The organism is Paractinoplanes deccanensis (genome assembly GCF_016862115.1).
GTDB lineage: Bacteria > Actinomycetota > Actinomycetes > Mycobacteriales > Micromonosporaceae > Actinoplanes > Actinoplanes deccanensis.
This window is the reverse complement of the sequence record NZ_BOMI01000090.1, coordinates 1-23,601: the sequence shown is the minus strand read 5'-3', so window position 1 is coordinate 23,601 and position 23,601 is coordinate 1. Positions and strand designations below refer to the sequence as shown.

The window sequence follows — 23,601 nt, the reverse complement described above, 5'->3', positions numbered from 1 at the left end:
CCTCTCACACGTCGCGGCGGTGCCGGGCGGTTCATAGGATCATCTCCATGGACTTCGGCGTCGGCTACTTTCCCACCCATGACGGCGTTCGGCCCGGCGAGATCGCTCGGCGGGTCGAGGAGCGGGGGCACGCGGCCCTCTACTTCGCCGAGCACACGCACATTCCGGCGAGCCGCGAGACGGCGTGGCCGGGAGGTGCCGTGCTTCCGCAGAAGTACTCACACACGTACGACCTGTTTGTGGCTTTGACCGCCGCGGCCGAGGCGACCAGCCGGCTGCGCATCGGGGCCGGTGTGTGCCTGGTGATCGAGCGTGACCCGATCACCACGGCGAAGGAGGTGGCCAGCGTGGATCACCTCAGTGGCGGGCGGCTGGACTTCGGCGTGGGCATCGGCTGGAACCGGGAGGAGATGCGCAACCACGGCACCGATCCGCGGACGCGGGTGCGGCTCTTCGGCGAGCGGATCAAGGCCATGAAGGAGATCTGGACGCGGGAGGAGGCCACTTTCCACGGCGAGTTCGTGAACTTCGACCGGATCTGGTCGTGGCCGAAGCCCGCGCAGAAGCCGCATCCGCCGGTGCTGATCGGCGGGGGCGGCGCGAGCGTCGTCGATCGGGTGCTGGAGTACGGCGACGGCTGGTTCCCGCAGTGGCGTGACGACAACATCGCCGCCCGGGTCGCGGAGTTGCGGGCGAAGGCGGACCGGTACATCCAGATCCAGATGCTGAGCGTGCCCGCCGACCCGAAGGCGCTCGAGCAGTGCGCCGAGGCGGGCATCGAGCGGGCGTCGGTGTGGCTGCCGTCCGGCCCGTGGAGTGTGGTGGAGCCGGCGCTGGAGAAGTGGGAGAAGGCGATCGGGGAGCTGGTCGGCCGGTGACGCCGGCGGAGCGTTTCGCCGGGCGGCCGGTGGCCCGCCTGGCCACGGTGGCGGCGGACGGGGCGCCGCATCTCGTGCCGATCGTTTTCGCCCTGGCCGGCGACGTGATCATCTCGGCGGTGGACGGCAAGCCGAAGCGCAGCCGGGCGCTCAAGCGGCTGGCCAACATCGCCGCCGAGCCGCGGGTCAGCGTCCTGGTGGACCACTACGACAGCGATTGGCGCCACCTCTGGTGGGTGCGGGCGGACGGCGTGGCCCGGGTCCGCGAGGACGAGCCCGCCGGCCTGCCCGAGTTGATCGCCAAGTACGAGCAGTACCGGGCGGCCGCGCCCGCGGGCCCCTACATCGAGATAACCGTGGAGAAGTGGTCAATGTGGGACGCCGCTGGCCACGGCGCGTAGCTTGTCCGGATTGGCCACGTTGTGGATCTCGGCGATCCGGCCGGCCGCGTCGTACGAGAAGGTGAGCGTCGAGATGACCCGGCCGGCGCCGGTGAAGACCAGGCCGTACCCGCCGTTGACCTCGGTGACGGTCACCGTCATCTCGGCCGGGGTGACTCCCTCGTACGAGGTCCGGGAGACCGCCGCGAGCCAGGTGGCCACCTTCTCGGCGCCGAGCACCGGCCGCAGCGCCTGGCGCACCTTGCCACCGCCGTCGGTCCAGAGCGTGACGTCCGGCGCCAGCAGCTCCATCAGGGTGTTGATGTCGCCGCCGGAGGCCGCGGCCAGGAACCGGTCGGTGACCTCGCGCTGCCGCCCCCGATCGGCCGCGAACCGGGGCCGCCGCGCCTGCACGTGCTCCCGGGCCCGGTGCGCGGCCTGGCGCACCGCGGCCTCGGAGCGTTCCACCGCCGCCGCGATCTCGGCGTAGCCGAAGTCGAAGACCTCGCGCAGCACGAAGACCGCCCTCTCGAGCGGGCTCAGCGACTCGAGCACGACCAGCATCGCCATCGACACCGAGTCGGCGTCGGCCGTCTCCGCGGTGGTCAGGATCGGCTCGGGCAGCCACGGCCCCACGTACGTCTCGCGCTGCCGCCGGGTCGAGCGCAGCTGGTCCATCGCGACGTTGGTGACGATGCGGGTCAGGTAGGCCTTGGGGTCGCTGACGCCCGAGCGGTCCGCGGCCGACCACTTCAGCCAGGCGTCCTGCACCGCGTCCTCGGCGTCGGAGGCCGAGCCGAGGATGCGGTAGGCGACCGCGAACAGCAGGTTGCGGTAGTCGTCGAAGGCGGAGGTCACCGGGTGTACCGCCCGCCGTGGGTCCAGAACGAGGCGGATCGGGGCATGCGCAGCATGCGGCGGAAGGTCGGCCAGGGGCTCGCGGTCACCGTCTCCTTGTACCGTACGGCCGCTCGGCCGGACAGGTAGGCGCGGCGCGGGCTGTCGTCGGGACGGGTGAACTGCACCACCGCGTCGCCGCGGCCGAGGCTCACCGGCATGTGGAAGTAGCCGAACCGGAACCGCTTGGGCCGCTTGCCGTCGAGCTCGCGGGCGATCGACATGGCCGCGTGCACGCCGGTCGGCATGCCGCCCTGGCAGGTGCCGTGCATGACGCCGTAGCGCTGCCGGATGTGGGCGGCGTCGCCGACGGCGTAGACGTCGGGGTGCGACACCGAGCGCAGGCTCTCGTCGGTGACGATGCGCCCGTGGTCGTCGACCGTGAAGCCGGCCCGCGCGGCGAGGGGCGAGGCCTGCACGCCCGCGGTCCAGAGCGTGTAGTCCGAGGGCACCGGCGTCCCGTCGTCCAGCACCACGCTGTCCGGCAGGACCTTGTCGACCGTGACGCCGCTCAGCACCCGCACCCCCAATCGGGTCAACGCGGCCGTGAGGTGCGCACGGGCCTTGACCGACATCGAGGCCCCCGGGGCCTCGCGGCCGATCAGCGTGACCGGGACGCCGGGGTGCGCCTCGGCGATCTCGGCGGCCGCCTCGACGCCGGTCAGGCCGCTGCCGCAGACCACCACGGGCCCGGTCAGGCGTTGCGGCAGCGCCCGCGCCTCGGTCCAGCTGTTGAGCGTGTACGTGTGGTCGGGCGCCTCGACCGCGGAGCCGAGCGCGAAGACGAGCTTGTCGTAGGGGAGCGGCTCACCGTCGACGGAGGCGACGCCGTCGGCCAGGCCGGTCACCCGGCCCCGGACGAAGCGGACCCGGCTGTCCTTGAGCAGCTCGGGGATGCTGAGCTCCGCGGTCGCCCGGCCGGCGGCGGTCATGTGCAGGCGAAGGCGTTCGGTGAACCGCTCCTCGGCGTTCACCAGCGTGATCCGTACGTCGTCGCGGCGGCGCAGACGGCCCGCCAGGTTGGTGGTAGCGGCCAGTCCGGCGTATCCGGCACCCAGAATGAGAATGTTCATGCCCGCGAGACGTGAGCAGCCCCCGCGGTTGTGACATCTAATCGCCGGAAAGATCTCGCCGGATGCTCCAGACGGCTCCGGCCATGGCCAGCAGGGTCCACAGGGTGAAGTGGAGCAGGCCGTCCGGCTTGCCGCTGGCCGCGTCGAGGAACGACGTGAACGGCCACGGGTCCTTCAGCTTGCCGAGCAGCCCCTCGACGAACGTGATCCACGAGATGTAGCCGACGAAGAGCCACAGCGGCTTGCGCACCACCGTCGCGTTCGCCACCCCGTACAGGGCGATCAGGGGCACCGCGACGATGGTGCCGGTGAACTGGCGGATGTCCTGGGGATTGATCAGGGTGAGGCCGCTGATCAGGGCGAGCGCCAGGGCCACCAGCACCGCCGCCACGCATTGGGCCGCCAGCACCTGCAGGCGCCGCGGGCGGCCGAGGAAGAGCAGCATGGCCGTGCGGTGCTGGTAGTGCGCCGAGGTGGTCACCACCGCGATGCCGAAGGCGCCCAGCCCGGCGAAGAGCGACCAGAAGTCGGCGCTGAGGAAGCTGAACAGCACGCCGAGCGTGATCGTGCCGGCGATCGACACCCAGCTGGAGCGGATCGAGAGGGTCCGGTAGAGCTCGCTGCGCACCACGGCGATCATGCGGCGCCCGCCAGCTCGAAGAAGATCTGTTCCAGCGTCGGGACGTCCAGGGCCAGTTCGTAGACGGGCTGCTGGACGGCGTACGCGATCTCGCCGGCGTCCTCCGGGGTCAGGCCGGTCACGTGCAGCACCTGCCCGTCCGTGGTCACCTCGGCGCCCGCGCGTTCGAAGGCGGCCCACAGGACGCGCGGATCCCGGCCGCGCACCCGCAGTCGCATCGTCTGCCGGCCGGTCAGGGCCTCGAGGGGCTCGGTCAGGCGTACCCGGCCGCCCGCGATGATCACCACGTCGTCGACCAGCTGTTCGAGCTCGCCGAGCAGGTGGCTGGAGATCAGCACGGTGCCACCCGCCGCGGCGTGGTCGCGGAGCAGGCCGCGCAGCCAGGCCATGCCGGACGGGTCGAGGCCGTTCGCCGGCTCGTCGAGCACCAGCACCTGAGGGCCGCCGAGCATCGCGGTCGCCACGGCGAGCCGCTGCCGCATGCCGAGCGAGTAGTCGCCGGTGCGCTTGCCGCCCGCGTCGGCCAGCCCGACGTACTCCAGAAGCTCCTCGACCCGGTCGCGGCCGGCGCCGCACAGCAAAGCCTGGGTGCGCAGGTGGCTGCGGCCGGTCTGGCCCGGATGGCTGATGCCCTGTTCGAGGACGGCACCCACCTGGGTGAGCGGCTTGTCGAGGTCGCGGTAGCGGCGGCCGTTGATCAGCGCCGCGCCGGAGGTGGCGCGGCTCAGGCCGAGCAGCACGCGCAGGGTCGTGGTCTTGCCGGACCCGTTCATCCCGAGGAACCCGGTCACGCGGCCCGGCGAGGCGGTGAACGTGACGTCCTTGACGGCGTCGATGCCGCCGTACGTCTTCGTCAGCTCGCGAATCTCGATCATCGACGGGCATTATTCCGTTCCGCGTCAAGTGAGTACGCGTGCTCATCCGCTGTGTCACCGCCGCGACGAGGATCGACGGCGTGACCGACAACCATGGCCCGGACCCCGACGCGATCGAGGTGGCCCGGGCGGACGCCGAGATCAGCGAGCTGATCCGCCGGCTGGCGGCGGCCCGGCACACGGTGACGGGGATCGAGGCGGCGATCGAGCAGGCGTGGCGGCGGCGCCACGCGGCCGACGCCCGGATGCGCGCGCGGATGGCGGCGCCGCAGCCGGCCGGCCGGGGCGTCCAGACCGTCCTGTTCCTGCTGGGCGGCCTGCTGCTGGCGGTGGCCGCCGTCGTGTTCACGGCGGTCGCGTGGGCGCAGTTCGGCGATGCGGGCCGGGCCGTGGTGCTGGCCGGGTTCACGGCGGTGATGCTCGCGGTGCCGCCGCTGGTGCTGCGGCGCGGCCTGACGGCCACCGCCGAGACGTTCGCCGCGGTGGGCGTTCTGCTCACGCTTCTTGACGGGTACGCCGTCTGGCACGTGTACGCGTTCGGATCCGTTCGGGCGTACGCGGCAGCCGTCTGCGCCGTCGCCGCCACGGTCGCCGTGGTCTACGGGCGCTCGACGGGGCTCGTCGCACCGCGGTATGCCGCCCTGCTCGCGGGGCAGCCGGTGCTCCCGCTGCTCGCCGCGATCGCCGAGCCGGGCCTCGCCGGGTGGGCGTTCGCCTTCGTGGGCGTGGCGGCGCTCGACGTGGGCGTGCTGGCCGCGGGACGGCTGCGCGTGGCCGCCTGCGTCACCGGTGGGGTGGCTGTGCTGATCGCCGCCTCGTGTGCCCTGATCGGGCTGGCCGTGGCGGACGAGGTCCTCGGCGCGGCCGGTCCGGCGGCCGGTCTGCTCGGCGCGGCGCTCGTCGTGGTCGCGGGCTCGGTGGTGGCCCGGCAGCGGATCGCGCGGGCGGTCGCGGCGGCGCTGCTGGTGGCGGCGTTCGTGGTCGCGGCCGGCCGGGTCGCCGTGCTGGCGAGCCCGTTGCCCGGGCCGGCCGACGCGGCCGCGGTGACGCTGGCCGCCGCCGTGCTGGTCGGCGCCGTCGCCGCGCGGCTGCCGCTGGTCGTGGCGCGGGGTGCGCGCGCCGGGGGACTGGCCGCCGGGGTGGTGCTCGCCGTGGTGGTGGTCGTGGCGACCGTGGACGAGGTGGTCACCGCCCGGGTCGGCTGGTCGCCTCCGGTGGCGCTCGCGCTGCTGGTCGCGGCGGCCGTCGCGCTGGTGCCGGTCGAGTGGCGCCGGCCGGTGGCGCTGCTCGGGGCGCACGCGGTGCTGGCCGACGCGGTGGTGCTGCTGGTCGCGCGGGAGCGGGTGACGGTGCTGGAGGCGTACACCCTGACGGCCGCGAGCGTCGCCCTCACCGCGGGAATCCTCGTCCGGCGGGCTCGCCCGGCGGCGGGAAGCTGGACCGCCTACGGCCCGGTCCTGGTGGTGGCGCTCGCGCCGAGCCTGATCTCGATCTTCGCGGGCGACGGGCAGCACCTGCGCCGCCTCCTGCTCGGCGCCGGCGCGCTGGTGATCGTGCTGGCCGGGGTCCGTGCCGGGATGCGCGCGCCGGTGCTGCTCGGTGGCGGGGCGGTCGCGCTGGTCGCGCTGCACGAGCTGGCGCCGGTGTGGGACCTGCTGCCGCGCTGGATCCCGCTGGCGGCGGCCGGGCTGGTGCTGGTGGCGCTCGCGATGACGCTGGAGCGGCGGCGCCGCGAGCTCGACCGGTTCCGGGCTGTGCTGCATCGCATGAGCTGATCCCTCATGCGGCGCCGCCGCCTGCCGATCGTGGGGCCTGTCATACCCCGAGATCGGAGGCCGGAATGTCCGCCGCGCGCATGCAGACGTGCTTCGGCGCGTGGATCGCCGCCCTCACGGTGGTGTTCTACGCGCTGCCGCAGTTCAGCATGTACTCGTGGGCAGTGATCGGCCTGTCCGGGGCGGCGGCCGTGCTCGTCGGCATCCGGCTCCATCAGCCGTCACGCAAGCTGCCCTGGTACCTGCTCTCGGCCGTGGTCGCCAGCTTCACCCTGGGCGACACGACGTACAACGTCCTCACCGACTACCTCGGGTACGACAACCCGTTCCCGTCGCTCGCGGACGTCTTCTACCTGATCGTCTACCCGATGCTCGCGGTCGCCCTGCTGGTCTTCATCAGGGTCCGATCGGGTACGGACAACCGCGCCGCGCTGCTCGACGCGCTGGTGCCGACGGCCGGGCTGGGGCTGCTCTCCTGGGTCTTCCTGATCGCGCCCTACGTGCACGACGCCGACCTCAACCTGGCCGACAAGCTCGTCTCGATCGCCTACCCGCTCGGTGACGTGCTGGCGCTGGCCATGTTCGCCCGGCTGCTCACCGCCGGCGGCCGCAAGCCCGCCGCGCTCACCATCCTCGTCGTCGGCGTCTCCAGCCTGCTGGTCACCGACGTCCTCTACGGCCTGCGCCAGCTCGCCGGCAGCTGGGCGGTCGGCGGCCCCGTCGACTCCGGCTGGATCCTGTTCTACACGGCGATCGCGCTCTCCGCGCTGCACCCGTCGATGCGCGACCTCACCGCCGGCGGCGAGCGGACCGACCAGGCGATCGCCGGCGGCCGCCGGATCGCCCTCATGGTCGCCGCGGCCCTCATCGCGCCGGCCATCCTGCTGGTCGAGGACCTGCGCGGCGAGGTCACCGACGCCCCGATGATCGCCACCGCGTGCGCCCTGATGTTCCTCGCGGTGATGCTGCGCGTCGCGGGGCTCATGCAGTCCCAGCGGATCACCGCCGCCCGCGAGCGCACGCTGCGCATCACCGGCGCCGACCTGGTCGCGGCGAGCAGCGAGGCCGACGCGTACGAGGCCCTGAAGAAGGCCCTCGCCGCCATCGTGCCCGCCGGGCAGCCGTGGTCGCACCACCTGCTCGTCGTCGACGCCAAGCCGGGCACCACCACGGGCCTGGTCGGCACCCGGCGCGTGCTGGTCGCCGACGAGCCCGCCGAGGTCTCGGCGGCGTTCGCCGGCTTCACCTGGGCGCTGTGCGCCGAGGCCATCGCGTCGCCCCGCAAGCCCGGCGAGCCGCGCCGGCACCGGCGGCTCTACCTGGCCGCGGACGACGAGGTGCTCAGCTCGCTCGAGCCCGCCTTCGTGGCCCTGATGACCCAGGGCACCATGGCCGTCGAGCGGATCAACCTGACCGCCGAGGTCAACCGGCGCAGCAGCGAGGACTACTTCCGCGCGCTGATCCAGAGCGCCTCCGACGTCATCATGATCGTCGGCGACGACGAGGTGATCCGCTACGCCAGCCCGTCGGCGCTGCCCGTCTTCGGCCACACCGACCTGGTCGGCATGCCGCTGCGCCGGCTGATCGCCGCCACCGACCACGCCGAGCTCGACCACCTGCTCGGCCAGGTGCGCTCCGGCAAGGGCCCGCGTGACGGCATCGACCTCACCGCGATCAGCGGCGACGACCTGCTGCTCCAGGTCGAGTGCACCTGCCGCGACCTGCGCGACGACCCCGCCGTGTCCGGGCTCGTGGTGACGATAAGGGACGTCACCGAGCGGCGCCGGCTCGAGAACGACCTGGCACACCAGGCGTTCCACGACGCGCTGACCGGCCTGGCCAACCGCGCGCTGTTCCAGAACCGCCTGGAGCACGCGGCGCGCTACGCCTCCGACCGGCGGCACGAGGTGGCCGTCCTCTTCATCGACCTCGACGACTTCAAGGAGGTCAACGACACGCTCGGGCACGCCGCCGGCGACCAGCTGCTGACCACGGTCGGCGAGCGGATCGCCGCGGTCGTCGGCCCGCTGAGCACGGTGGCCCGCACCGGCGGCGACGAGTTCGCCGTCCTGCTGGAGCAGGTCGACGCCGAGGCCGACGCCGAGCAGATCGCGGGCCGCATCGTGGCCGCGCTGGGCGAGCCGATCGAGGTCACCGACGCGACGGGCGCCACCCACCTGGTGCGCGGCGCGGCCAGCGTCGGCGTCGCCACGAGCGCGGAGACGGCCGGGATCACCGAGCTGCTGCGCCGCGCCGACGTGGCGATGTACGGCGCGAAGACCGAGGGCAAGAACACCTGGCAGCGCTACGAGGACGAGATGCACGAGGCGATGCTGCGCCGCCTCGAGATGCGCACCGCCCTCAACGAGGCGGTGCCCGGCGACCAGATGCGGCTGCGCTTCCAGCCCATCGTCGACCTGCCCACCGGCGAGGTGATCGGGCTCGAGGCGCTGGTGCGCTGGCAGCACCCGGCACGCGGCCTGCTCGGCCCGAACGAGTTCATCGAGCTCTCCGAGGAGAACGGCTCGGTGGTGGCGATCGGCGGCTGGGTGCTGCGCGAGGCGCTGCGCACCTTCGCGGAGTGGCGGCGCGCGGACGCCGGCGGGCTCATGCGCTACGTCAGCGTGAACGTGTCGGCGCGCCAGTTCCGCACGCCGGGCTTCGTCGACCAGGTCCGCGAGGTCCTGCGCGAGACGGGCGCCGACCCCCGCTGGCTGCTGCTGGAGATCACCGAGAGCCTGGTGCTGCACGACGCCGACCAGGTGTGGCGTGACCTCGGCGAGCTGCGCGCCATGGGCGTCCGGATCGCGATCGACGACTTCGGCACGGGCTACTCGTCGCTGAGCTACCTGAGCCAGATGCCCGTCGACGTCCTGAAGATCGACAAGTCGTTCATCGACGACATCCTGCACAGCCGCCAGCAGATGGCGCTGGTCGAGACGATCGTCAACCTGGCCCGCACGCTCGACCTCGCGGTCGTGGCCGAGGGCATCGAGCTGGAGGAGCACCGCGCCGCGCTGGTGGCGATGGGCTGTCCCTACGGCCAGGGCTACCTGTTCTCCAAGCCGGTCACGTCCGAGGAGTTCCAGTCCTCGATTCTCACGAAGGGTCTCTCATGAGCGACGGTCTCGAGTTCGTCAAGCGCGACGGCCGGTGGGCCGACCTGGAGCGGCTGCGCGCCGGCAACCCCATGTACGACGCCACGATCGAGGAGATCAACGGCCGCCGGATCCGGGTGGGCGACCACTGGCTCGCCGACTTCGCGTCCTGCAACTACCTGGGCTTCGACCTGGAGCCGGAGATCATGGAGGCGATCGAGCCCGAGGTGCGCCGCTGGGGCACCCACCCGAGCTGGTCGCGGCTGCTGGGCAACCCGGCGCTCTACCCGCAGATCGAGGAGAAGCTGACGGCCCTGCTCGACGCGCCGGACACGCTGGTGCTGCCGACGATCACCCACATCCACATGTCGGTGCTGCCGATCCTGGCCGGTCAGGGGCACATCTTCCTCGACTCCCAGGCCCACAAGACCATCTACGACGGTTCGATGTACGCCCGCGGTCTCGGCGCGACGGTGACCCGGTTCTCGTCGCTGGACGTGTCTCAGCTGCGCGACTTGCTGCGCGCGGCGCCCACCGGCGTCTCGAAGATCGTGGCGATGGACGGCGTGAACAGCATGACGGGCAACGCGCCCGACCTGGCGGCGTTCGCGGCGGTCTGCCGGGAGTACGGCGCGCTGCTGTACGTCGACGACGCGCACGGCTTCGGCGTGATCGGCGAGCGCGGGGCGAACGAGAAGTCCCCGTACGGCCTGCGCGGCAACGCGATCGTCAAGTACAGCGGCGAGACGTACGACAACATCGTGCTGGTCGGCGGCTTCTCGAAGAGCTATTCGTCGCTGCTGGCCTTCCTGGCCCTGCCGACGTGGCTGAAGAACCACCTGAAGGTGTCGGCGCCGCCGTACCTCTACTCGGGCCCGGCGCCGACGGCCTCGCTGGCGACGGTGCTGGCCGGCCTGTCGGTGAACGAGAAGCGGGGCGACGACATCCGCGCGACGCTCTACCGCAAGACGATGAAGGTCCTGGACCACGTGCGGGCGCTGGGCGTCCACACGCCGAACACGGGCAACACGCCGGTGATCGAGCTGCCGCTGGCTGAGGGCGAGGACATCGACGAGGTGGGCAAGCTGCTGTGGGACCGCGGCATCTACGTGACGCTGGCCGCGTACCCGCTGGTGCCGCGCGACCAGGTGGGCTTCCGGGCCCAGGTGACGGCGGCCAACGGCGACGACGAGCTCGACGAGCTGAACGCGGTCATCACCGAGCTGAACGCGGCGGGCAAGCTGCGCCGCGCCGTTTGAGGGCCGCGCTGTTTGAGGGCCGCGCTGTTTGAGGGCCGCGCCTCCACGGCACCCCTCCTTCCCCTCTGTGATGATCGGGGGATGCGACTTTCGATCTGGCCCTCGGCGGGGCAGAGCTTTGCGGGCGTGCTCGAGGCGGCCCGGCACGCGTCGGAGACCGGGTGGGACGGTGTGCACTTCGCCGACCACTTCATGCCCAACGGCGCTTCCGGGCCGGTCCTCGAGTGCGGCTCCGTCGTGGCGGCGCTGGCCGCGGCGGTGCCCAGGATCAGGATCACCACCCTGGTGTACGGCATGACGTACCGCCACCCCGCCGTCCTCGCGAACATGGCCGCGACCGTGGACCACATCAGCGGCGGCCGTTTCACCCTGGGCGTGGGCGCGGGCTGGCAGATCAACGAGCACGAGCAGTACGGCATCGAGCTCCCGCCCGTGAAGCAGCGCATCGACCGCTTCGTCGAGGGTGTGCAGGCGCTCCGGGGCCTGCTGCGCGACCACCGCACGACACTGCACGGCACGTACTACCAGCTCACCGACGCGGAGTGCGACCCGAAGCCGATCCAGAACCCCCTGCCCGTGCTGATCGGCGCGAAGGGCGAGAAGCGCATGCTGCGCATCGTCGCCGAGCACGCGGACGCCTGGAACACCTGGGGCGTCCCGTCCCACATAGCCCAGAAGTCCGCCGTCCTGGACACCCACTGCGAGGCGATCGGCCGCGACCCGCGCACGATCGCCCGCACCGCCCAGGCCCTGACGGTGGTCGACGGCGAGATCCCCGACGGCATCACCATGCCCGTGATCGGCGGCCCGATCCCCGCCCTGAAGGACGCGATCGCCGAATACGAGGCCCTGGGGCTGGACGAGCTCATCATCCCCGACGGCTTGCTGGGCACCGGCCCCGACCGTTTGAAGGCGATGGACGTCCTGCGGACTCTAGTCCGACCCTGACCGGCACAGGCCTGCCGCCATTCCATGTCCGGCCGGCCCACGTCGCGACCAGCCGTCCTTCCGGGCGGGCTGCCTGTGGTGGGGCGGCTGGCGTTTCCGGGCGGCGGCTGCCCATGGTGGGGCGGCCGGCGTTTCCGAGCGGCGGCTGCCCATGGTGGGGCGGCCGCGCTTCTGGGTGGCGGTTGCCCGTGGCGGGAGCGGCCGCGTTTTGGCGCGGCCGCCCCTGTCGATCAGCGGCGTGCGACGATGGCCTCGGCCACCTGGCGGAGCTGGTAGTGGTCCGGGTGGAAGCCTTCGGCGATGTCCGGGTGCAGACCCGCCTTGGTGCCTTCGAGCAGCATCTGCGTGACCTCGTCGACGCTCTGCCCGGCATACCCGTGCCTGATCCTGTCCGTTGCTGCCTGCAGGGCCGAGGAGAGCTGCTCCTCAAGCGGTCCGCGCAGCTTCTCCTCGACGGGGTTGAGGCTGTGCGGATCCAATGTGACCTGCGGCTCGGCCATGTAGCCCTCCCGTGTTCTCCGGCGCGACGCGGATACCCATCCGCATCACGCCGTTAAACGCTCACGCCCCCGTCCACGTTGTGTCCTCAGCGAACTCTCAGCCGCCGCGCGCGGCTTGCCGCCCCGCCGCGCCCGGCCCGACGCCGCGCCTGGCCCGCCGCCTCGCCGCCGCGCCTGGCCCGCCGCCTCGCCCCCGCGCCTGGCCCGCCGCCTCGCCGCCGCGCCCGGTCCGCCGCCCTGCCGCCGCGTCACGCCGCCGCGGTCCCGCTGCCGTGCGCTGCCGCGTCGGCTGGGCGGTCTTGCGGCGGTGCGTGCCGTCAGCCGCGGCCGCGCTTCAGCTCGAAGAAGGTGCCGATGCGGCTCAGCGGGACGAACGCGTCCCAGATCGCCAGGGCCTCGTCGCGCTCCGGGACCGCGCCGATGATCGGGCCGTGCAGGCCGCGTTCGGCGCCGTCCACGTGCAGCACCGGCGACCCGATGCCCGGGCCGGCCAGCGCGAGGGCGGCCTCGTGCGACTCGCGGACCGATTCGTCCCAGCTGGCGTCGTCGAGCACCGTTTTGGCGTCCTCGACTCCCGCGGCCTCGGCCGCCGCCAACACGAGATCGTCAGTCAGCGCCGCCCCGCCGGCGTGCACCCGGGTGCCGATCCCGGTGTAGAACGCCGCGACCGTGTCCTGCCGTCGATCGGCCCGCAGCGCCTCGACCAGGCGCAGCGCCCGGAAGGACGCGTCGGTCGCCGCCCTGTACTGCTCCGGGGTGTTGTCGCCGTTGAGGATCTTCAGGCTGAACGCGCGCCAGCTGACGGTCACGTCGCGCTCGGGGGCGACCGCGACCAGCCAGCGCGAGGTGCGCCAGGTGAACGGGCACGCGGGATCGAAGTAGTAAGTGGCCTCCATGGATCACAGCCTAGGAGCCGTTGAGCCTGCATTTCGCGGAACCGCCGCGGGTTTGTTTCGTCGCGCTGTGGGGCAGGAGGATCACTGGCCGTCGAAGTGATAGAGATCACTGCGGCGGACGTACGGCCGGATGGAGGGTCAATGGCGACTATCGACCGACATCCGCAAAGGCGCACCCTGCGTGCCCGGGCTCTCGCGGCGGGGGCCGCGATCGCCCTGGCGGCACCGCTGGCGGCCTGCGGATCCGACGACAACGGCGGCGTGCCCGTCCTCAACCTGTACCAGTTCCCCGTCGAGAACATGCAGTCGGTCATCGACATGTGCAACCAACAGGCGGCGGGCCGGTACAAGATCGTGTACCAGGTGCTGCCGCGGGCGGCCGACGACCAGCGGGTCCAGATGGTCCGCCGGCTCGCCGCCAAGGACGACAGCATGGACATCCTCGGCATGGACGTCACGTGGACCCAGGAGTTCGCGAGCGCCGACTGGATCAAGGAGTGGACCGGCGCGGACAAGACCGAGGTGGAGAACGGCACGCTGCCCGGGCCGCTCGCCTCCGCCGAGTATGAGGGCAAGCTGTACGCGGCTCCGAACAACACCAACGTGCAGCTGCTGTGGTACCGCAAGGACCTCGTGCCGGAGCCACCGAAGACCTGGGACGAGATGATCCAGATGTCCCAGAAGCTCAAGTCCGAGGGCAAGACGTACCAGGTGCTCACCATGGGCGCGCAGTACGAGGGCCTCGTGGTCCTGTACAACAGCCTGGTCGCCAGCTCCGGCGGCACGGTGGTCAGCGAGGACGGCAAGACCGCGGTGATGGACGCCGGCGCGATCAACGCCCTGCGAACCCTCAAGACCTTCGCGACCGCGGGTGTGACCAGCCCGTCGTTCTCCAACGCGCTCGAGGACGACGTGCGGCTCGCATACCAGAACGGCGGCGGCGCGTTCCAGCTGAACTGGCCCTTCGTCTGGCCGTCCATGCAGAGCGACGCCCCGGACCTGGCGAAGAACACCACCTGGGCGCGGTATCCGGGCATCGACCCGAACACCCCGAGCGTCACCACGATCGGGGGATCGAACGTGGCGGTCAGCGCGTTCAGCAAGAACCCGGAGCTGTCGTTCGAGGCGGCCAAGTGCCTGCGAGGCCCGGAGGCCCAGAAGTACTTGGCGATCAACGCCGGCCAGCCGCCGTCCATCGAGGCCGTGTACAACGAGCCGGAGATGGCCGAGGCGTATCCGATGAAGGACACGCTGCTCGAGGAGCTGAAGAACGCCGCTCCGCGGCCGCGCACGCCCGCGTACCAGAACCTCTCCACCGTGGTGTCCGCGCAGCTCTCGCCGCCCGCGAGCATCGAGCCCGACAAGACCGGGGCCGAGCTGAAGAGCTCCATCCAGGACGCCCTCGAGTCGAAGGGAGTGCTGCCGTGAGCATCTCCAGCACCACGCCGGCCGCGTCTCAGGCAGCCGAGCAGCAGGCCGTTCCCCGGCAGCGGCGCCGGCGCGCCGAGCTGAGCGAGGGCAAGAAGCAGGAGCGCAAGCTCGGCTGGCTGCTCTGCGCGCCCGCCGCGCTGGTGATGGTCGTCGTCACCGCCTACCCGATCCTCTACTCGTTCTGGCTGTCCCTTCAGCGCTACGACCTGAAGTTTCCGCAGGACCGGCAGTTCATCTGGTTCGAGAACTACGTGACCGTGCTGACCAACGGCTACTGGTGGACGGCCTTCGGCGTCACGTTGCTGATCACCGTCGTCTCGGTGGCGGTCGAGCTCGTGCTCGGCATGGGCCTCGCGCTGATCATGCACCGCACGCTCGTCGGGCGCGGCCTGGTGCGCACGTCCGCCCTCATCCCGTACGGCATCGTCACGGTCGTCGCCGCGTTCAGCTGGCGCTACGCGTGGACGCCCGGCACGGGCTATCTGGCGAACCTCTTCGCCCCCGAGGGCGCGCCCCTGACGGAACGGGCCAGCGCACTGGCCATCATCATCCTGGCCGAGATCTGGAAGACGACGCCGTTCATGGCTCTGCTGCTCATGGCTGGTCTCGCGCTGGTGCCCGACGACCTGCTCAAGGCCGCGTCGATGGACGGCGCGAGCTGGTGGCAGCGGTTCACCAAGGTGATGCTGCCGGTGATGAAGCCGGCGATCCTCGTCGCGCTGCTCTTCCGCACCCTGGACGCGCTGCGCGTCTTCGACAACATCTACGTGCTCACCAACGGCGCCAACGAGACGTCGTCGGTGTCGATGATCGCCTACAACAACCTGATCAAGGGGCTCAACCTGGGCATCGGCTCCACGATGTCCGTGCTGATCTTCCTGACGGTGGCCATCATCGCCTTCATTTTCGTGAAGCTCTTCGGCACGGCGGCGCCCGGCGCCAGCGAGGAGGGTCGACGCTAGATGGCCACCGCAACCACTTCCGCGAAGGTCAAATGGGGTTTCCTGGACGCGGTCGTCGTCGTCTTCGCCCTGATCCCGGTGCTCTGGATCGCGTCGCTGTCGTTCAAGACGACGCCGACGCTGACCGACGGCAACTTCATCCCGCGCGACTGGACGCTCGACAACTACAAACTGATCTTCCAGACCGACCAGTTCGTCCGCGCCCTGATCAACTCGATCGGCATCGCGCTGATCGCCACCGCGATCGCGGTGGTCCTGGGCACCATGGCGGCGTACGCGATCAGCCGGCTCGACTTCCCCGGCAAGTCGCTGCTCGTCGGGGTGTCGCTGCTGATCGCGATGTTCCCGCAGGTGTCGCTGGTGACGCCGCTGTTCAACATCGAGCGCAACATCGGCCTGTTCGACACGTGGCTCGGGCTGATCCTGCCGTACATCACGTTCGCGCTGCCGCTGGCGATCTACACGCTGTCGGCGTTCTTCAAACAGATCCCGTGGGACCTGGAGAAGGCGGCGAAGATGGACGGCGCCACGCAGGGCGAGGCGTTCCGCAAGGTGATCGCCCCGCTGGCGGCGCCCGGCGTCTTCACCACGGCCATCCTGGTCTTCATCTTCTGCTGGAACGACTTCCTGTTCGCCATCTCGCTCACCTCGACCGAGCGTTCCCGCACGGTCCCGGCGGCGCTGTCGTTCTTCACCGGTGCCTCGCAGTTCGAGGACCCCACCGGCGCGATCTCCGCGGCCGCCGTGGTGATCACGATCCCGATCATCCTGTTCGTGCTGTTCTTCCAGAGGCGCATCGTCGCGGGCCTGACGTCCGGCGCGGTGAAGGGTTAGGTATCCATGGCTGACATCGTTCTTGACAAGGTCACCAAGAGCTATCCGGACGGCACCGTCGCCGTGCACGGCATCGACCTGGAGATCGCCGACGGCGAGTTCATCATCCTGGTCGGCCCGTCGGGCTGCGGGAAGTCCACCACCCTCAACATGATCGCCGGCCTCGAGGACATCACCTCGGGCGAGCTGCGCATCGGCGGCCAGCGGGTCAACGACAAGGCCCCGAAGGACCGGGACATCGCGATGGTGTTCCAGTCGTACGCCCTCTATCCGAACATGACCGTCCGGGAGAACATGGCGTTCCCGCTGAAGCTCGCGAAGCTCGACAAGGCCACGATCAACCAGAAGGTGGAGGAGGCGGCCCGCGTCCTGGAGCTGACGGACTACCTGGACCGCAAGCCGGCGAACCTGTCGGGCGGTCAGCGCCAGCGCGTGGCGATGGGCCGGGCGATCGTCCGCAGTCCCAAGGCGTTCCTGATGGACGAGCCGCTGTCCAACCTCGACGCGAAGCTGCGGGTGCAGATGCGCACCCAGGTGTCGCGCCTGCAGAAGCAGCTCGGCACCACGACGGTGTACGTGACGCACGACCAGACCGAGGCCATGACGCTGGGCGACCGGGTCGTGGTCATGCGCGGCGGCCACATCCAGCAGGTGGGCGACCCGCAGACCCTGTACGACAACCCGGTGAACCTCTTCGTGGCGGGCTTCATCGGCTCGCCGGCGATGAACTTCCTGCCCGCGGCCGTCGAGGACTCGATGCTGCGCACGCCCCTCGGTGACCTGCCGCTGGGCGACCGGATGAAGCGCACCCTCGGCGCCGGCGACGCCCCGCGCCAGCTGATCGTCGGCATCCGGCCCGAGCACTTCGAGGACGCCAAGCTGATCGACGAGGCGCAGCGGGCGAAGGGCTTCGAGTTCACCGCCCCCGTCGACCTGGTCGAGTCGATGGGCTCGGACAAGTACGTCTACTTCACCGTCGAGGGCGAGCACGCCGCCGCGGCCGACCTGGAGGACCTGGCCGCCGACGCGGGCGGCGCGGACCTGCCGCCCCAGGACAGCCTGGTGACCCGCCTGTCGGCCGAGTCCCGCGTGCGCGACGGCGCCGACGCCCGGGTCTGGCTGAACCTCGACAAGATTCACCTTTTCGACCCGCGCGACGGCAAGAACATCACCCTGCACGAAGGCCGCGCGGCCGGCGTGGCCGCGTCCTGACCCACGCCCCGGCCCGTGTCCGGGACCGCGTCCCGGCTTACGGCCCGGCCTGAGTCCCGGCCCGCGTTCTGTCCCTCCGACGGGCGGGCGCCCGCTTCTCGGGCGCCCGTCCCTCGGGTGTGCGCCGGTCGACTGCGCGTTGGTCGGGCGCCCGTCCCTTGGGTGTGCGCCGGTCGACTGCGCGTTGGTCGGGCGCCCGTCCCTCGGGTGTGCGCCGGTCGACTGCGCGTTCGTCGGGCGCCCGCTGGTCGGGTATGCGCCGCTCATAGCAGCTCCGCGTCGTGGACGAGGATGGCCACCTGCACGCGGTTGTTGAGCTCGAGCTTGGCCATGACGCGCGAAACGTGGCCCTTCACGGTGGGCAGGCTCATGCGGAGCGTGGCACCGATCTGGGCGTTGGAATGGCCGTCGCCCAGGCAGATCGCCACCTCGCGCTCCCGGTCGGTCAGCACGTTGAGTTTGGCCCTGGCCTTGGAGCGGCGCGAGCCGGCCGCCGGGTCGGCCACGTGGTCGACCACCTTGCGGATCACCGCGGGCGACAGCATGCTCTCGCCCGCGGACACCCGGCGCACCGCCGTGATGATGTCCTGCGGCGCCGAGTCCTTCAGCAGGAAGCCGCTGGCCCCGCCCCGAAGCGACTCCACCACGTACTCGTCGATGTTGAAGGTCGTCAACACGATGATCTGCGGCGCCGAGGGACGGCTCCGGATGCGCTGGGTGGCGAGCATGCCGTCGAGCTTCGGCATCCGGATGTCCATGAGCATGATGTCCGGCCAGTTGGCCGCGGCCACGGCGACCGCCTCGATCCCGTTTTCCGCCTCCGCGACGACCTCGATGTCGGGCTGCCGGCTGAAGAGCAGTCGCAGAGCCCCGCGCACCAGCGCGTCATCGTCGACGATCGCCAGCCGGATCGGCCGCTTCTCGGTGATCACGCCCGCCATGGCAGCCAAGCCTCGAAGCGGAAACGATCGTCCTCCCGGCCGTACGTCACGTGGCCGCCCACCGACTCCGCCCGCTCCCCGGCACCGATCAGCCCCACGCCCGACCCCGGCACCCCGTCGTCCTCGATCTCCAGGTGATGATCGGAGAGCTCGGCGCCGCCGATCGAGCTCTGTGCCTCCTGACGCCGGGCCTCCTCGTGCTCGTGCGCGTCCGACACGTAGTTGATGACCTCAATGCGAAGGTGGCGCCCCGCGGCACCGTCGAGACGCACGTCCACCGACTTGCCGGGAGCATGCTTGCGAGCGTTGGTCAGCGCCTCCTGGATCAACCGGTAGGCCGTGCGGCCGACCACGGGAGCAGGCCGGACCGGTGGCTGTAGCCAGATGAAGTCGACCTTCATGCCGGAGGTGCGTGCGGCCTGCACCAGCTCGTCCAGATCGTCGAGGTCCGGTTGCGGTGGTTCCGCCTGCGCGCGGCCCGGACGGAGCACACCGATCGCCGCACGCAGCTCCTCGAGCGCGTCATGGGCGCTCAGCCGGATGGTCCGCGCGGCCGACGCGATCTCGTCGGCCGGCGCGTCACTGCTCACCTCGAGCGCGCCCGCGTGCAGGCTGACCATCGACATGCGATGCGCCAGCACGTCATGCATCTCGCGGGCGATGCGGGACCGCTCGGTGAGCCGTGCCTGGTCGACCCGCAGCTGCTGTTCCTCACGCGCCCGGCGCGCTTCCTGGCGCAGTGTCAGGGTCAGCCTGCGGTACGCCCGCAGGAAGAGCCCCCAGCCGATCGCGGCGAGCCCGGTGAAGGCCCGCATCACGACGTCGATCCAGAGCGGGAAGGGCGGGTGGTCCTGAAGCGTGTAGTAGACGACGCCGGTGCTGACGTGGGCCGCGGCGAGGAGAAGGACAACCCCGGCCCGGTAGCGGATCGCGACGGTGAACAGCGCGATCAGGATGGCGCCGGTCGCCATCACCGACACGGCGCCCAGGGGAAGCACGACGAGGCAGACACCGAGTGGCCACCGCCGGCGGAAGAACAACGCCAGGATGCAGGGCACACCGAGTGCCACGTCGGCCTGCCATGGGATGGGTGCCGACGGCGCGGTCGCGTCGCCGAGCGGCACCATGGCGGCGCCATAAGCCAGAGCGCACAGCACCGCTATGAGGTCGGCGACCCGGTCCCGGGTGGCCGACCGCTGGTCACCCGGCGGATCGGGCACCAGCAACCGGAACGACAACGACGACATGCCCCGCAGCCTACGAGGGTGAGCGTCCGTTGAGGACCTACCAAAGTATGGCCTCAACCCCTTCCGAAGGATCGTGTGCTCCGCCGTCTCCCTCGACGATCCTCTGCGGCATGCAACCGATTCCTCAGGCACCAAACCCGCTCCGGAAGGCACCAGTCCCGCTCCGGAAGGCACCAGTCCTGCTCGGGAAGGTGCCAGCCGTGCTCGGGAAAGCGCCAGTCCTGCTCTGGACAGTAGTCGCGGCCCTCTGGGGCGCCGTCGCGGGACTGTGGACACCGCGCGGTCCGATCACCATCACCGAGGCGGTCTGCTCGGTGGCGGTCAGCGCGGTGATCGGCGTGGCGGCCGGGCGTCTCACCCGCTCCCGGCTTGTGCTCCTGCTCGTGCCGGCGGCGTTCGTCGTGGCGATCGAGCTCGTCCGCACCCGTTACAGCGGTCCGTCCACCGGTCCGCCGCACGCCGGCCCGTTCGGATTCGTCGTGCTGGCCGCCGGACGCGGCGTGCAGGCCCTGCTCACTCTGCTGCCGCTGGTGCTGGGGCTCTTCGTGGGCAGGGGAGTCCCGCGGCGACTCGGGCAGGTGCTGGTGGCGTTGCCGGCCGCGGGCGTGCTGCTGGTGACCGCTGCGATCGCGGTCCCGGCACGCACCGCGCCCATCGCCGGCGGTGTCGCCGAGCTGGCCACGGTCGGCGGCCTCAACGTCATGATCCGGGGGCAACATGCCGATGCGCCCGTGCTGCTGTTCGTTCCCGGCGCGCCGGGCGGTTCCGAGCTCGGAGCCGTGCGCCGCCATCTCGAAGCCGTCGAGCAGCGGTTCGTGATGGCGACGCTCGATCGGCGCGGCGGCGGCGCGTCGTACCGCGTGCTCGATCCGACATCGCGCGCCACGCTCGACCGGATGGTGCAGGACATCGCCGACGTCGCCGATCATCTGCGGGAGCGTTTCCACCAGGACAAGATCTACCTGCTGGGCCACTCGGGCGGCTCCGTGCTGTCGGTGCTGGCGCTCCAGCGTCATCCGGAGAAGTTCGCCGCTTACATCGGCACGGGCCAGGGCGTCGATCTGCGGGCGAGCGACAGGCTTTTCTACGACGACATCCTGGCCTGGGCGCGGGCCACGGGGCGGGACGGCGTGGCGAAGCAACTCGCCGCCCAGGGGCCACCGCCCTACTCCGACGTCTGGGGATACGAGCCGATCATGCTGTACGAGAACGAGGCGTACGCGCAGCCGTCACTGGGCTTCGAGATCGGCGTCCGGGAGTACACGTTGCTGCAGAAGGCGCACACGATCAACGCGATCCTCGACACCTGGTCGGTGCTCTATCCGCGGATGCAGGAGATCGACCTGCGGCGCAGTGCGACGAGCCTGCCCGTGCCGGTCTGGTTCGTGCAGGGCGCCGACGAGATGCGCGGGCTCGAGGTGCTCTTCGACGAGTGGTATCCGACGGTGCGCGCACCGAAGAAGGAACTGGTCGTGATCCCCGGCGCGGGCCACCGGGCGATCTTCGAGCGGCCGGACCGACTCCTGGCGGTGCTGGACGATGTGCTGGCCGGCTGACACCCCGCCGGTCCGCAGCTCGGCGAGCGCCCACGGGGCAGGTACTCGCCGGTCTCCCCTTGTCGCCGGGCTCTACGCCCTGCGCAAACCGAGACGCTGTCCCGCCGGCGGAGGGAGACAGCTCTGCGGCACCGCGTTGATTGACACGGCCGCGCGGGTATTGCTCGGGTGCCGGGTCGATGGTGCGGGCCGGTGGCCCAAGCGGAGGCTCTCGATCCCCTTGAACCACCGGCAACCCTGTTCGCTACCCGTTCTTCGCGGGGCTAACCACATCAGACAGCAGTTGCGGGAGAAGTTCCGCGAGCACGGTCAGGCCGTCCCGGCTGAGCACCGACTCGGGGTGGAACTGCACGCCGGCGAAGCGTGGTCCGCGCAGCGCGTGGACGGCCGCGTCGGCTCGGTCGCGGGAGATCTGCACCTCGCCGTGTGGGGTGGTGAGGTCGTCCGTGTCCGAGACGGCCGCGAAGCTCGAGTAGAAGCCGACCCTTCGCGTCTCGCCGAAGAGATCGATGTCGCGGGCGAGTCCCTGGTAGGGGGCGTCACGGCGGCGCAGGGCGAGACCGAGCAGCACGGCGAGGATCTCGTGCCCGAGGCAGACGGCGAAGAGGGGCCGCCCGGCCGCCAGGCGCGCTTCGATGAGGCCGCGCATCACGGCCATCTTCGGGTCGTCCGGATCGCCCGGGTCGCCGGGCCCGGGACCGGCCACGAGCAGATCGGCGGCCAGCGGGTCGGCGGCCAGCGGGTCGGCGGCCAGCAGATCGGCGGCCAGCAGATCGGCGGCCAGCAGATCGGCGGTCAGCGGGTCGGCGGGCCGAGGGTCAGCGGGCCGAGGGTCGGCGGTCTCGGGGTCGAGGGCGAGTGGGCGAGGGAGGGAGTCGATCGCCGGTGACTGGAAGGTGGTCCACGGGGTCACGGTCACGGTCAGGCCGAGGGCCTTGAGCTGGTGGGCGAGCATGGCGGTGAAGGTGTCCTCGCCGTCGACGATCAGGGCGGTTCGGCCGGCCAGGGCGGGGACGGTCAGGGCGCCGGGTTCGCGGGAGTCGAGCCAGAAGCGGGCCAGGTCGTTGTTGCGGGCGGCCAGGGCGGCGCGGATCTCCGGCGACTCGGCCTCGGGGCGTGCGGCGGGGGTGGTCGCCGACGTGGCGCCCAGCGCGGCCAGGATGCCGGCGGCCTTGGTGTGGGTCTCGGCCACCTCGCCTTCCGGGGTCGAGTGGCGGACGAGGGTGGCGCCGACCGGCACGCGCAAGGTGCCGTCGGGGGCGATCTCGGCGGTGCGGATGAGGATGGGGGCGTCGAGCGTCTGGCGGCCCTGGTCGTCGTGGTCCAGCAGGGCCAGGACGCCGGCGTAGTAGCCGCGGCCGCGGCGTTCGTGGCGGGCTATGACCCGGCAGGCGTTCTCGATCGGGCTGCCGGTGACCGTGGGGGCGAACATGGTCTCGCGCAGCACGTCGCGCACGTCGAGGGAGCCGCGGCCGGCGAGCAGATACTCGGTGTGGGTGAGGTGGGCCATCTGCTTCAGGTACGGGCCGGCCACCTGGCCGCCGTGCTCGGCGACCGTGGCCATCATCTTGAGCTCCTCGTCGAGCACCATGTAGAGCTCCTCGACCTCCTTCGGGTCGTGCAGGAAGTCGAGGAGGTCGCCGGAGCCGTGGCGGAAGGTGCCGCTGATCGGGTTCATCATGGTGATCCCGTCGGCGACGCTGACGTGGCGTTCGGGGGTGGCGCCGATCAGCGTGCGGGTGCCGGTGTGCACCAGGAAGGTCCAGTACGTTCCCTGCTCGTTCGCGAGGAGGCGGCCGAAGGCGGCGCGGGCGGCGGCGATCGGGTCGCCGTCGACGGTGGCCTGGAAGACGCGGTGGATCACGAAGTTGGCGCCCTCGCCGTGGCCGATCTCGTCGCGCAGGACGTCCTCGACGATCGCGCCGTAGTCGTCGTCGGAGATGTCGAAGCCGCCGTCGCGCACGGTGAGCGGGGCGGCGGGGAAGGCACTCAGCGGTGCCGTGTGCCTCGACCGCACCACCAGGCACTCCAGTGGGGCGCCGTCGTCGACGCAGTCGAAGCCCCGCTCGGTGATCTGGCGGTAGGGGATGACGGCGAGGGTGGGACGGCCGCGGTGGAGGGGGATGTCGTCGAGGGTGGGCACGGTGACGAGGTCGCCGGTCAGCACCTCGACGTGGTCGGCGCCGTCCCGGTGGAGCA

The 23,601-nt window shown here is 71.3% G+C and carries 20 protein-coding genes; 11 read left to right on the top strand and 9 right to left on the bottom strand.

Features of this window, described 5'->3' with window-relative positions; translation table 11 throughout:
* Nucleotides 1–47: 47 nt before the first annotated feature.
* Together Ade02nite_RS23390 and Ade02nite_RS23385 are read left to right on the top strand one after the other, a co-directional pair.
* A complete protein-coding gene (locus Ade02nite_RS23390; protein ID WP_203767744.1) occupies nucleotides 48–878 on the top strand; it encodes an LLM class F420-dependent oxidoreductase in 831 nt (276 codons plus the stop codon).
* On the top strand, nucleotides 875–1,279 hold the full coding sequence (locus Ade02nite_RS23385; protein WP_239168989.1) for a TIGR03668 family PPOX class F420-dependent oxidoreductase: 405 nt from the start codon (nucleotides 875–877) through the stop codon (nucleotides 1,277–1,279). The genes Ade02nite_RS23390 and Ade02nite_RS23385 overlap by 4 nt, the downstream gene beginning before the upstream one ends.
* On the opposite strand, the gene Ade02nite_RS23380 is transcribed toward Ade02nite_RS23385, so the two are convergent.
* From Ade02nite_RS23380 to Ade02nite_RS23365, 4 genes are read right to left on the bottom strand one after another with little or no spacing between them, the layout of a single operon-like run.
* Entirely contained in the window at nucleotides 1,247–2,116 is an 870-nt protein-coding gene (locus Ade02nite_RS23380; protein WP_203767724.1) for an RNA polymerase sigma-70 factor, read from the bottom strand. The two genes, Ade02nite_RS23385 and Ade02nite_RS23380, sit on opposite strands and share 33 nt — an antisense overlap.
* The gene (locus Ade02nite_RS23375) at nucleotides 2,113–3,228 is read right to left on the bottom strand and encodes an NAD(P)/FAD-dependent oxidoreductase (RefSeq protein WP_203767721.1); all 1,116 of its coding nucleotides are present in this window, start codon (nucleotides 3,226–3,228) and stop codon (nucleotides 2,113–2,115) included. Before Ade02nite_RS23375 ends, Ade02nite_RS23380 begins: the two co-directional genes overlap by 4 nt.
* Before the next feature lie 37 nt (nucleotides 3,229–3,265).
* Nucleotides 3,266–3,868, bottom strand: a complete 603-nt coding sequence (locus Ade02nite_RS23370; RefSeq protein WP_203767718.1) for a hypothetical protein — start codon at nucleotides 3,866–3,868, stop codon at nucleotides 3,266–3,268.
* Nucleotides 3,865–4,743 carry an ATP-binding cassette domain-containing protein gene (locus Ade02nite_RS23365; RefSeq protein WP_203767715.1) on the bottom strand — a complete coding sequence of 293 codons (879 nt, stop codon included), beginning with the start codon at nucleotides 4,741–4,743 and terminating at the stop codon, nucleotides 3,865–3,867. The genes Ade02nite_RS23370 and Ade02nite_RS23365 overlap by 4 nt, the downstream gene beginning before the upstream one ends.
* Before the next feature lie 80 nt (nucleotides 4,744–4,823).
* On the opposite strand from Ade02nite_RS23365, the gene Ade02nite_RS23360 reads away from it, so the two are divergent.
* From Ade02nite_RS23360 to Ade02nite_RS23345, 4 genes are all read left to right on the top strand, one after another.
* Nucleotides 4,824–6,518, top strand: a complete 1,695-nt coding sequence (locus Ade02nite_RS23360) for an SCO7613 C-terminal domain-containing membrane protein (RefSeq protein ID WP_203767702.1) — start codon at nucleotides 4,824–4,826, stop codon at nucleotides 6,516–6,518.
* Nucleotides 6,519–6,583: 65 nt separating this feature from the next.
* The gene (locus Ade02nite_RS23355; protein ID WP_203767699.1) at nucleotides 6,584–9,637 is read left to right on the top strand and encodes a putative bifunctional diguanylate cyclase/phosphodiesterase; all 3,054 of its coding nucleotides are present in this window, start codon (nucleotides 6,584–6,586) and stop codon (nucleotides 9,635–9,637) included.
* Nucleotides 9,634–10,875 carry an aminotransferase class I/II-fold pyridoxal phosphate-dependent enzyme gene (locus Ade02nite_RS23350; RefSeq protein ID WP_203767696.1) on the top strand — a complete coding sequence of 414 codons (1,242 nt, stop codon included), beginning with the start codon at nucleotides 9,634–9,636 and terminating at the stop codon, nucleotides 10,873–10,875. Before Ade02nite_RS23355 ends, Ade02nite_RS23350 begins: the two co-directional genes overlap by 4 nt.
* Before the next feature lie 81 nt (nucleotides 10,876–10,956).
* Nucleotides 10,957–11,823, top strand: coding sequence for an LLM class flavin-dependent oxidoreductase (locus Ade02nite_RS23345; protein WP_203767693.1), 867 nt, complete (start codon nucleotides 10,957–10,959; stop codon nucleotides 11,821–11,823).
* A gap of 230 nt (nucleotides 11,824–12,053) precedes the next feature.
* On the opposite strand, the gene Ade02nite_RS23340 is transcribed toward Ade02nite_RS23345, so the two are convergent.
* A complete protein-coding gene (locus Ade02nite_RS23340; RefSeq protein WP_203767690.1) occupies nucleotides 12,054–12,323 on the bottom strand; it encodes a hypothetical protein in 270 nt (89 codons plus the stop codon).
* 317 nt (nucleotides 12,324–12,640) lie between these two features.
* Nucleotides 12,641–13,219, bottom strand: coding sequence for a mycothiol-dependent nitroreductase Rv2466c family protein (locus tag Ade02nite_RS23335; RefSeq protein WP_203767687.1), 579 nt, complete (start codon nucleotides 13,217–13,219; stop codon nucleotides 12,641–12,643).
* Nucleotides 13,220–13,360: 141 nt separating this feature from the next.
* Here Ade02nite_RS23335 and Ade02nite_RS23330 point away from each other — a divergent pair, with 141 nt between their 5' ends.
* The 4 genes from Ade02nite_RS23330 to Ade02nite_RS23315 are packed head-to-tail and all read left to right on the top strand — an operon-like array spanning nucleotide 13,361 to nucleotide 17,658.
* Nucleotides 13,361–14,647: an ABC transporter substrate-binding protein gene (locus tag Ade02nite_RS23330; protein WP_203767670.1), complete on the top strand. Its 1,287-nt coding sequence runs from the start codon at nucleotides 13,361–13,363 to the stop codon at nucleotides 14,645–14,647.
* Complete coding sequence (locus Ade02nite_RS23325) at nucleotides 14,644–15,612, top strand: carbohydrate ABC transporter permease (protein WP_275409939.1); 969 nt, start codon at nucleotides 14,644–14,646, stop codon at nucleotides 15,610–15,612. The genes Ade02nite_RS23330 and Ade02nite_RS23325 overlap by 4 nt, the downstream gene beginning before the upstream one ends.
* Complete coding sequence (locus Ade02nite_RS23320) at nucleotides 15,613–16,446, top strand: carbohydrate ABC transporter permease (RefSeq protein WP_203767667.1); 834 nt, start codon at nucleotides 15,613–15,615, stop codon at nucleotides 16,444–16,446.
* A 6-nt stretch (nucleotides 16,447–16,452) separates the two neighbouring features.
* Nucleotides 16,453–17,658 (top strand): ABC transporter ATP-binding protein, encoded by a 1,206-nt coding sequence (locus tag Ade02nite_RS23315; RefSeq protein WP_203767664.1) that lies wholly within the window; start codon nucleotides 16,453–16,455, stop codon nucleotides 17,656–17,658.
* A gap of 263 nt (nucleotides 17,659–17,921) precedes the next feature.
* On the opposite strand, the gene Ade02nite_RS23310 is transcribed toward Ade02nite_RS23315, so the two are convergent.
* Nucleotides 17,922–18,599: a response regulator transcription factor gene (locus tag Ade02nite_RS23310; RefSeq protein ID WP_203767661.1), complete on the bottom strand. Its 678-nt coding sequence runs from the start codon at nucleotides 18,597–18,599 to the stop codon at nucleotides 17,922–17,924.
* The gene (locus Ade02nite_RS23305; RefSeq protein ID WP_239168988.1) at nucleotides 18,587–19,846 is read right to left on the bottom strand and encodes a sensor histidine kinase; all 1,260 of its coding nucleotides are present in this window, start codon (nucleotides 19,844–19,846) and stop codon (nucleotides 18,587–18,589) included. The genes Ade02nite_RS23310 and Ade02nite_RS23305 overlap by 13 nt, the downstream gene beginning before the upstream one ends.
* A gap of 200 nt (nucleotides 19,847–20,046) precedes the next feature.
* Between Ade02nite_RS23305 and Ade02nite_RS23300 the strand changes: the two genes are divergently transcribed.
* Nucleotides 20,047–21,402, top strand: a complete 1,356-nt coding sequence (locus Ade02nite_RS23300) for an alpha/beta fold hydrolase (protein WP_239168987.1) — start codon at nucleotides 20,047–20,049, stop codon at nucleotides 21,400–21,402.
* A 244-nt stretch (nucleotides 21,403–21,646) separates the two neighbouring features.
* Here the strand turns inward: Ade02nite_RS23300 and Ade02nite_RS23295 are convergent.
* The coding region (locus Ade02nite_RS23295; protein ID WP_203767655.1) for an anthranilate synthase family protein at nucleotides 21,647–23,601 on the bottom strand (1,955 nt) is incomplete at its 5' end.

Bases quoted from the DNA above. Each gene is read 5' to 3' on its own strand.
- Ade02nite_RS23390 (WP_203767744.1), top strand. From the start codon at position 48: ATGGACTTCGGCGTCGGCTACTTTCCCACCCATGACGGCGTTCGGCCC.
- Ade02nite_RS23375 (WP_203767721.1), bottom strand. From the start codon at position 3,228: ATGAACATTCTCATTCTGGGTGCCGGATACGCCGGACTGGCCGCTACC.
- Ade02nite_RS23370 (WP_203767718.1), bottom strand. From the start codon at position 3,868: ATGATCGCCGTGGTGCGCAGCGAGCTCTACCGGACCCTCTCGATCCGC.
- Ade02nite_RS23365 (WP_203767715.1), bottom strand. From the start codon at position 4,743: ATGATCGAGATTCGCGAGCTGACGAAGACGTACGGCGGCATCGACGCC.
- Ade02nite_RS23355 (WP_203767699.1), top strand. From the start codon at position 6,584: ATGTCCGCCGCGCGCATGCAGACGTGCTTCGGCGCGTGGATCGCCGCC.
- Ade02nite_RS23350 (WP_203767696.1), top strand. From the start codon at position 9,634: ATGAGCGACGGTCTCGAGTTCGTCAAGCGCGACGGCCGGTGGGCCGAC.
- Ade02nite_RS23345 (WP_203767693.1), top strand. From the start codon at position 10,957: ATGCGACTTTCGATCTGGCCCTCGGCGGGGCAGAGCTTTGCGGGCGTG.
- Ade02nite_RS23340 (WP_203767690.1), bottom strand. From the start codon at position 12,323: ATGGCCGAGCCGCAGGTCACATTGGATCCGCACAGCCTCAACCCCGTC.
- Ade02nite_RS23335 (WP_203767687.1), bottom strand. From the start codon at position 13,219: ATGGAGGCCACTTACTACTTCGATCCCGCGTGCCCGTTCACCTGGCGC.
- Ade02nite_RS23330 (WP_203767670.1), top strand. From the start codon at position 13,361: ATGGCGACTATCGACCGACATCCGCAAAGGCGCACCCTGCGTGCCCGG.
- Ade02nite_RS23320 (WP_203767667.1), top strand. From the start codon at position 15,613: ATGGCCACCGCAACCACTTCCGCGAAGGTCAAATGGGGTTTCCTGGAC.
- Ade02nite_RS23315 (WP_203767664.1), top strand. From the start codon at position 16,453: ATGGCTGACATCGTTCTTGACAAGGTCACCAAGAGCTATCCGGACGGC.
- Ade02nite_RS23310 (WP_203767661.1), bottom strand. From the start codon at position 18,599: ATGGCGGGCGTGATCACCGAGAAGCGGCCGATCCGGCTGGCGATCGTC.
- Ade02nite_RS23305 (WP_239168988.1), bottom strand. From the start codon at position 19,846: ATGTCGTCGTTGTCGTTCCGGTTGCTGGTGCCCGATCCGCCGGGTGAC.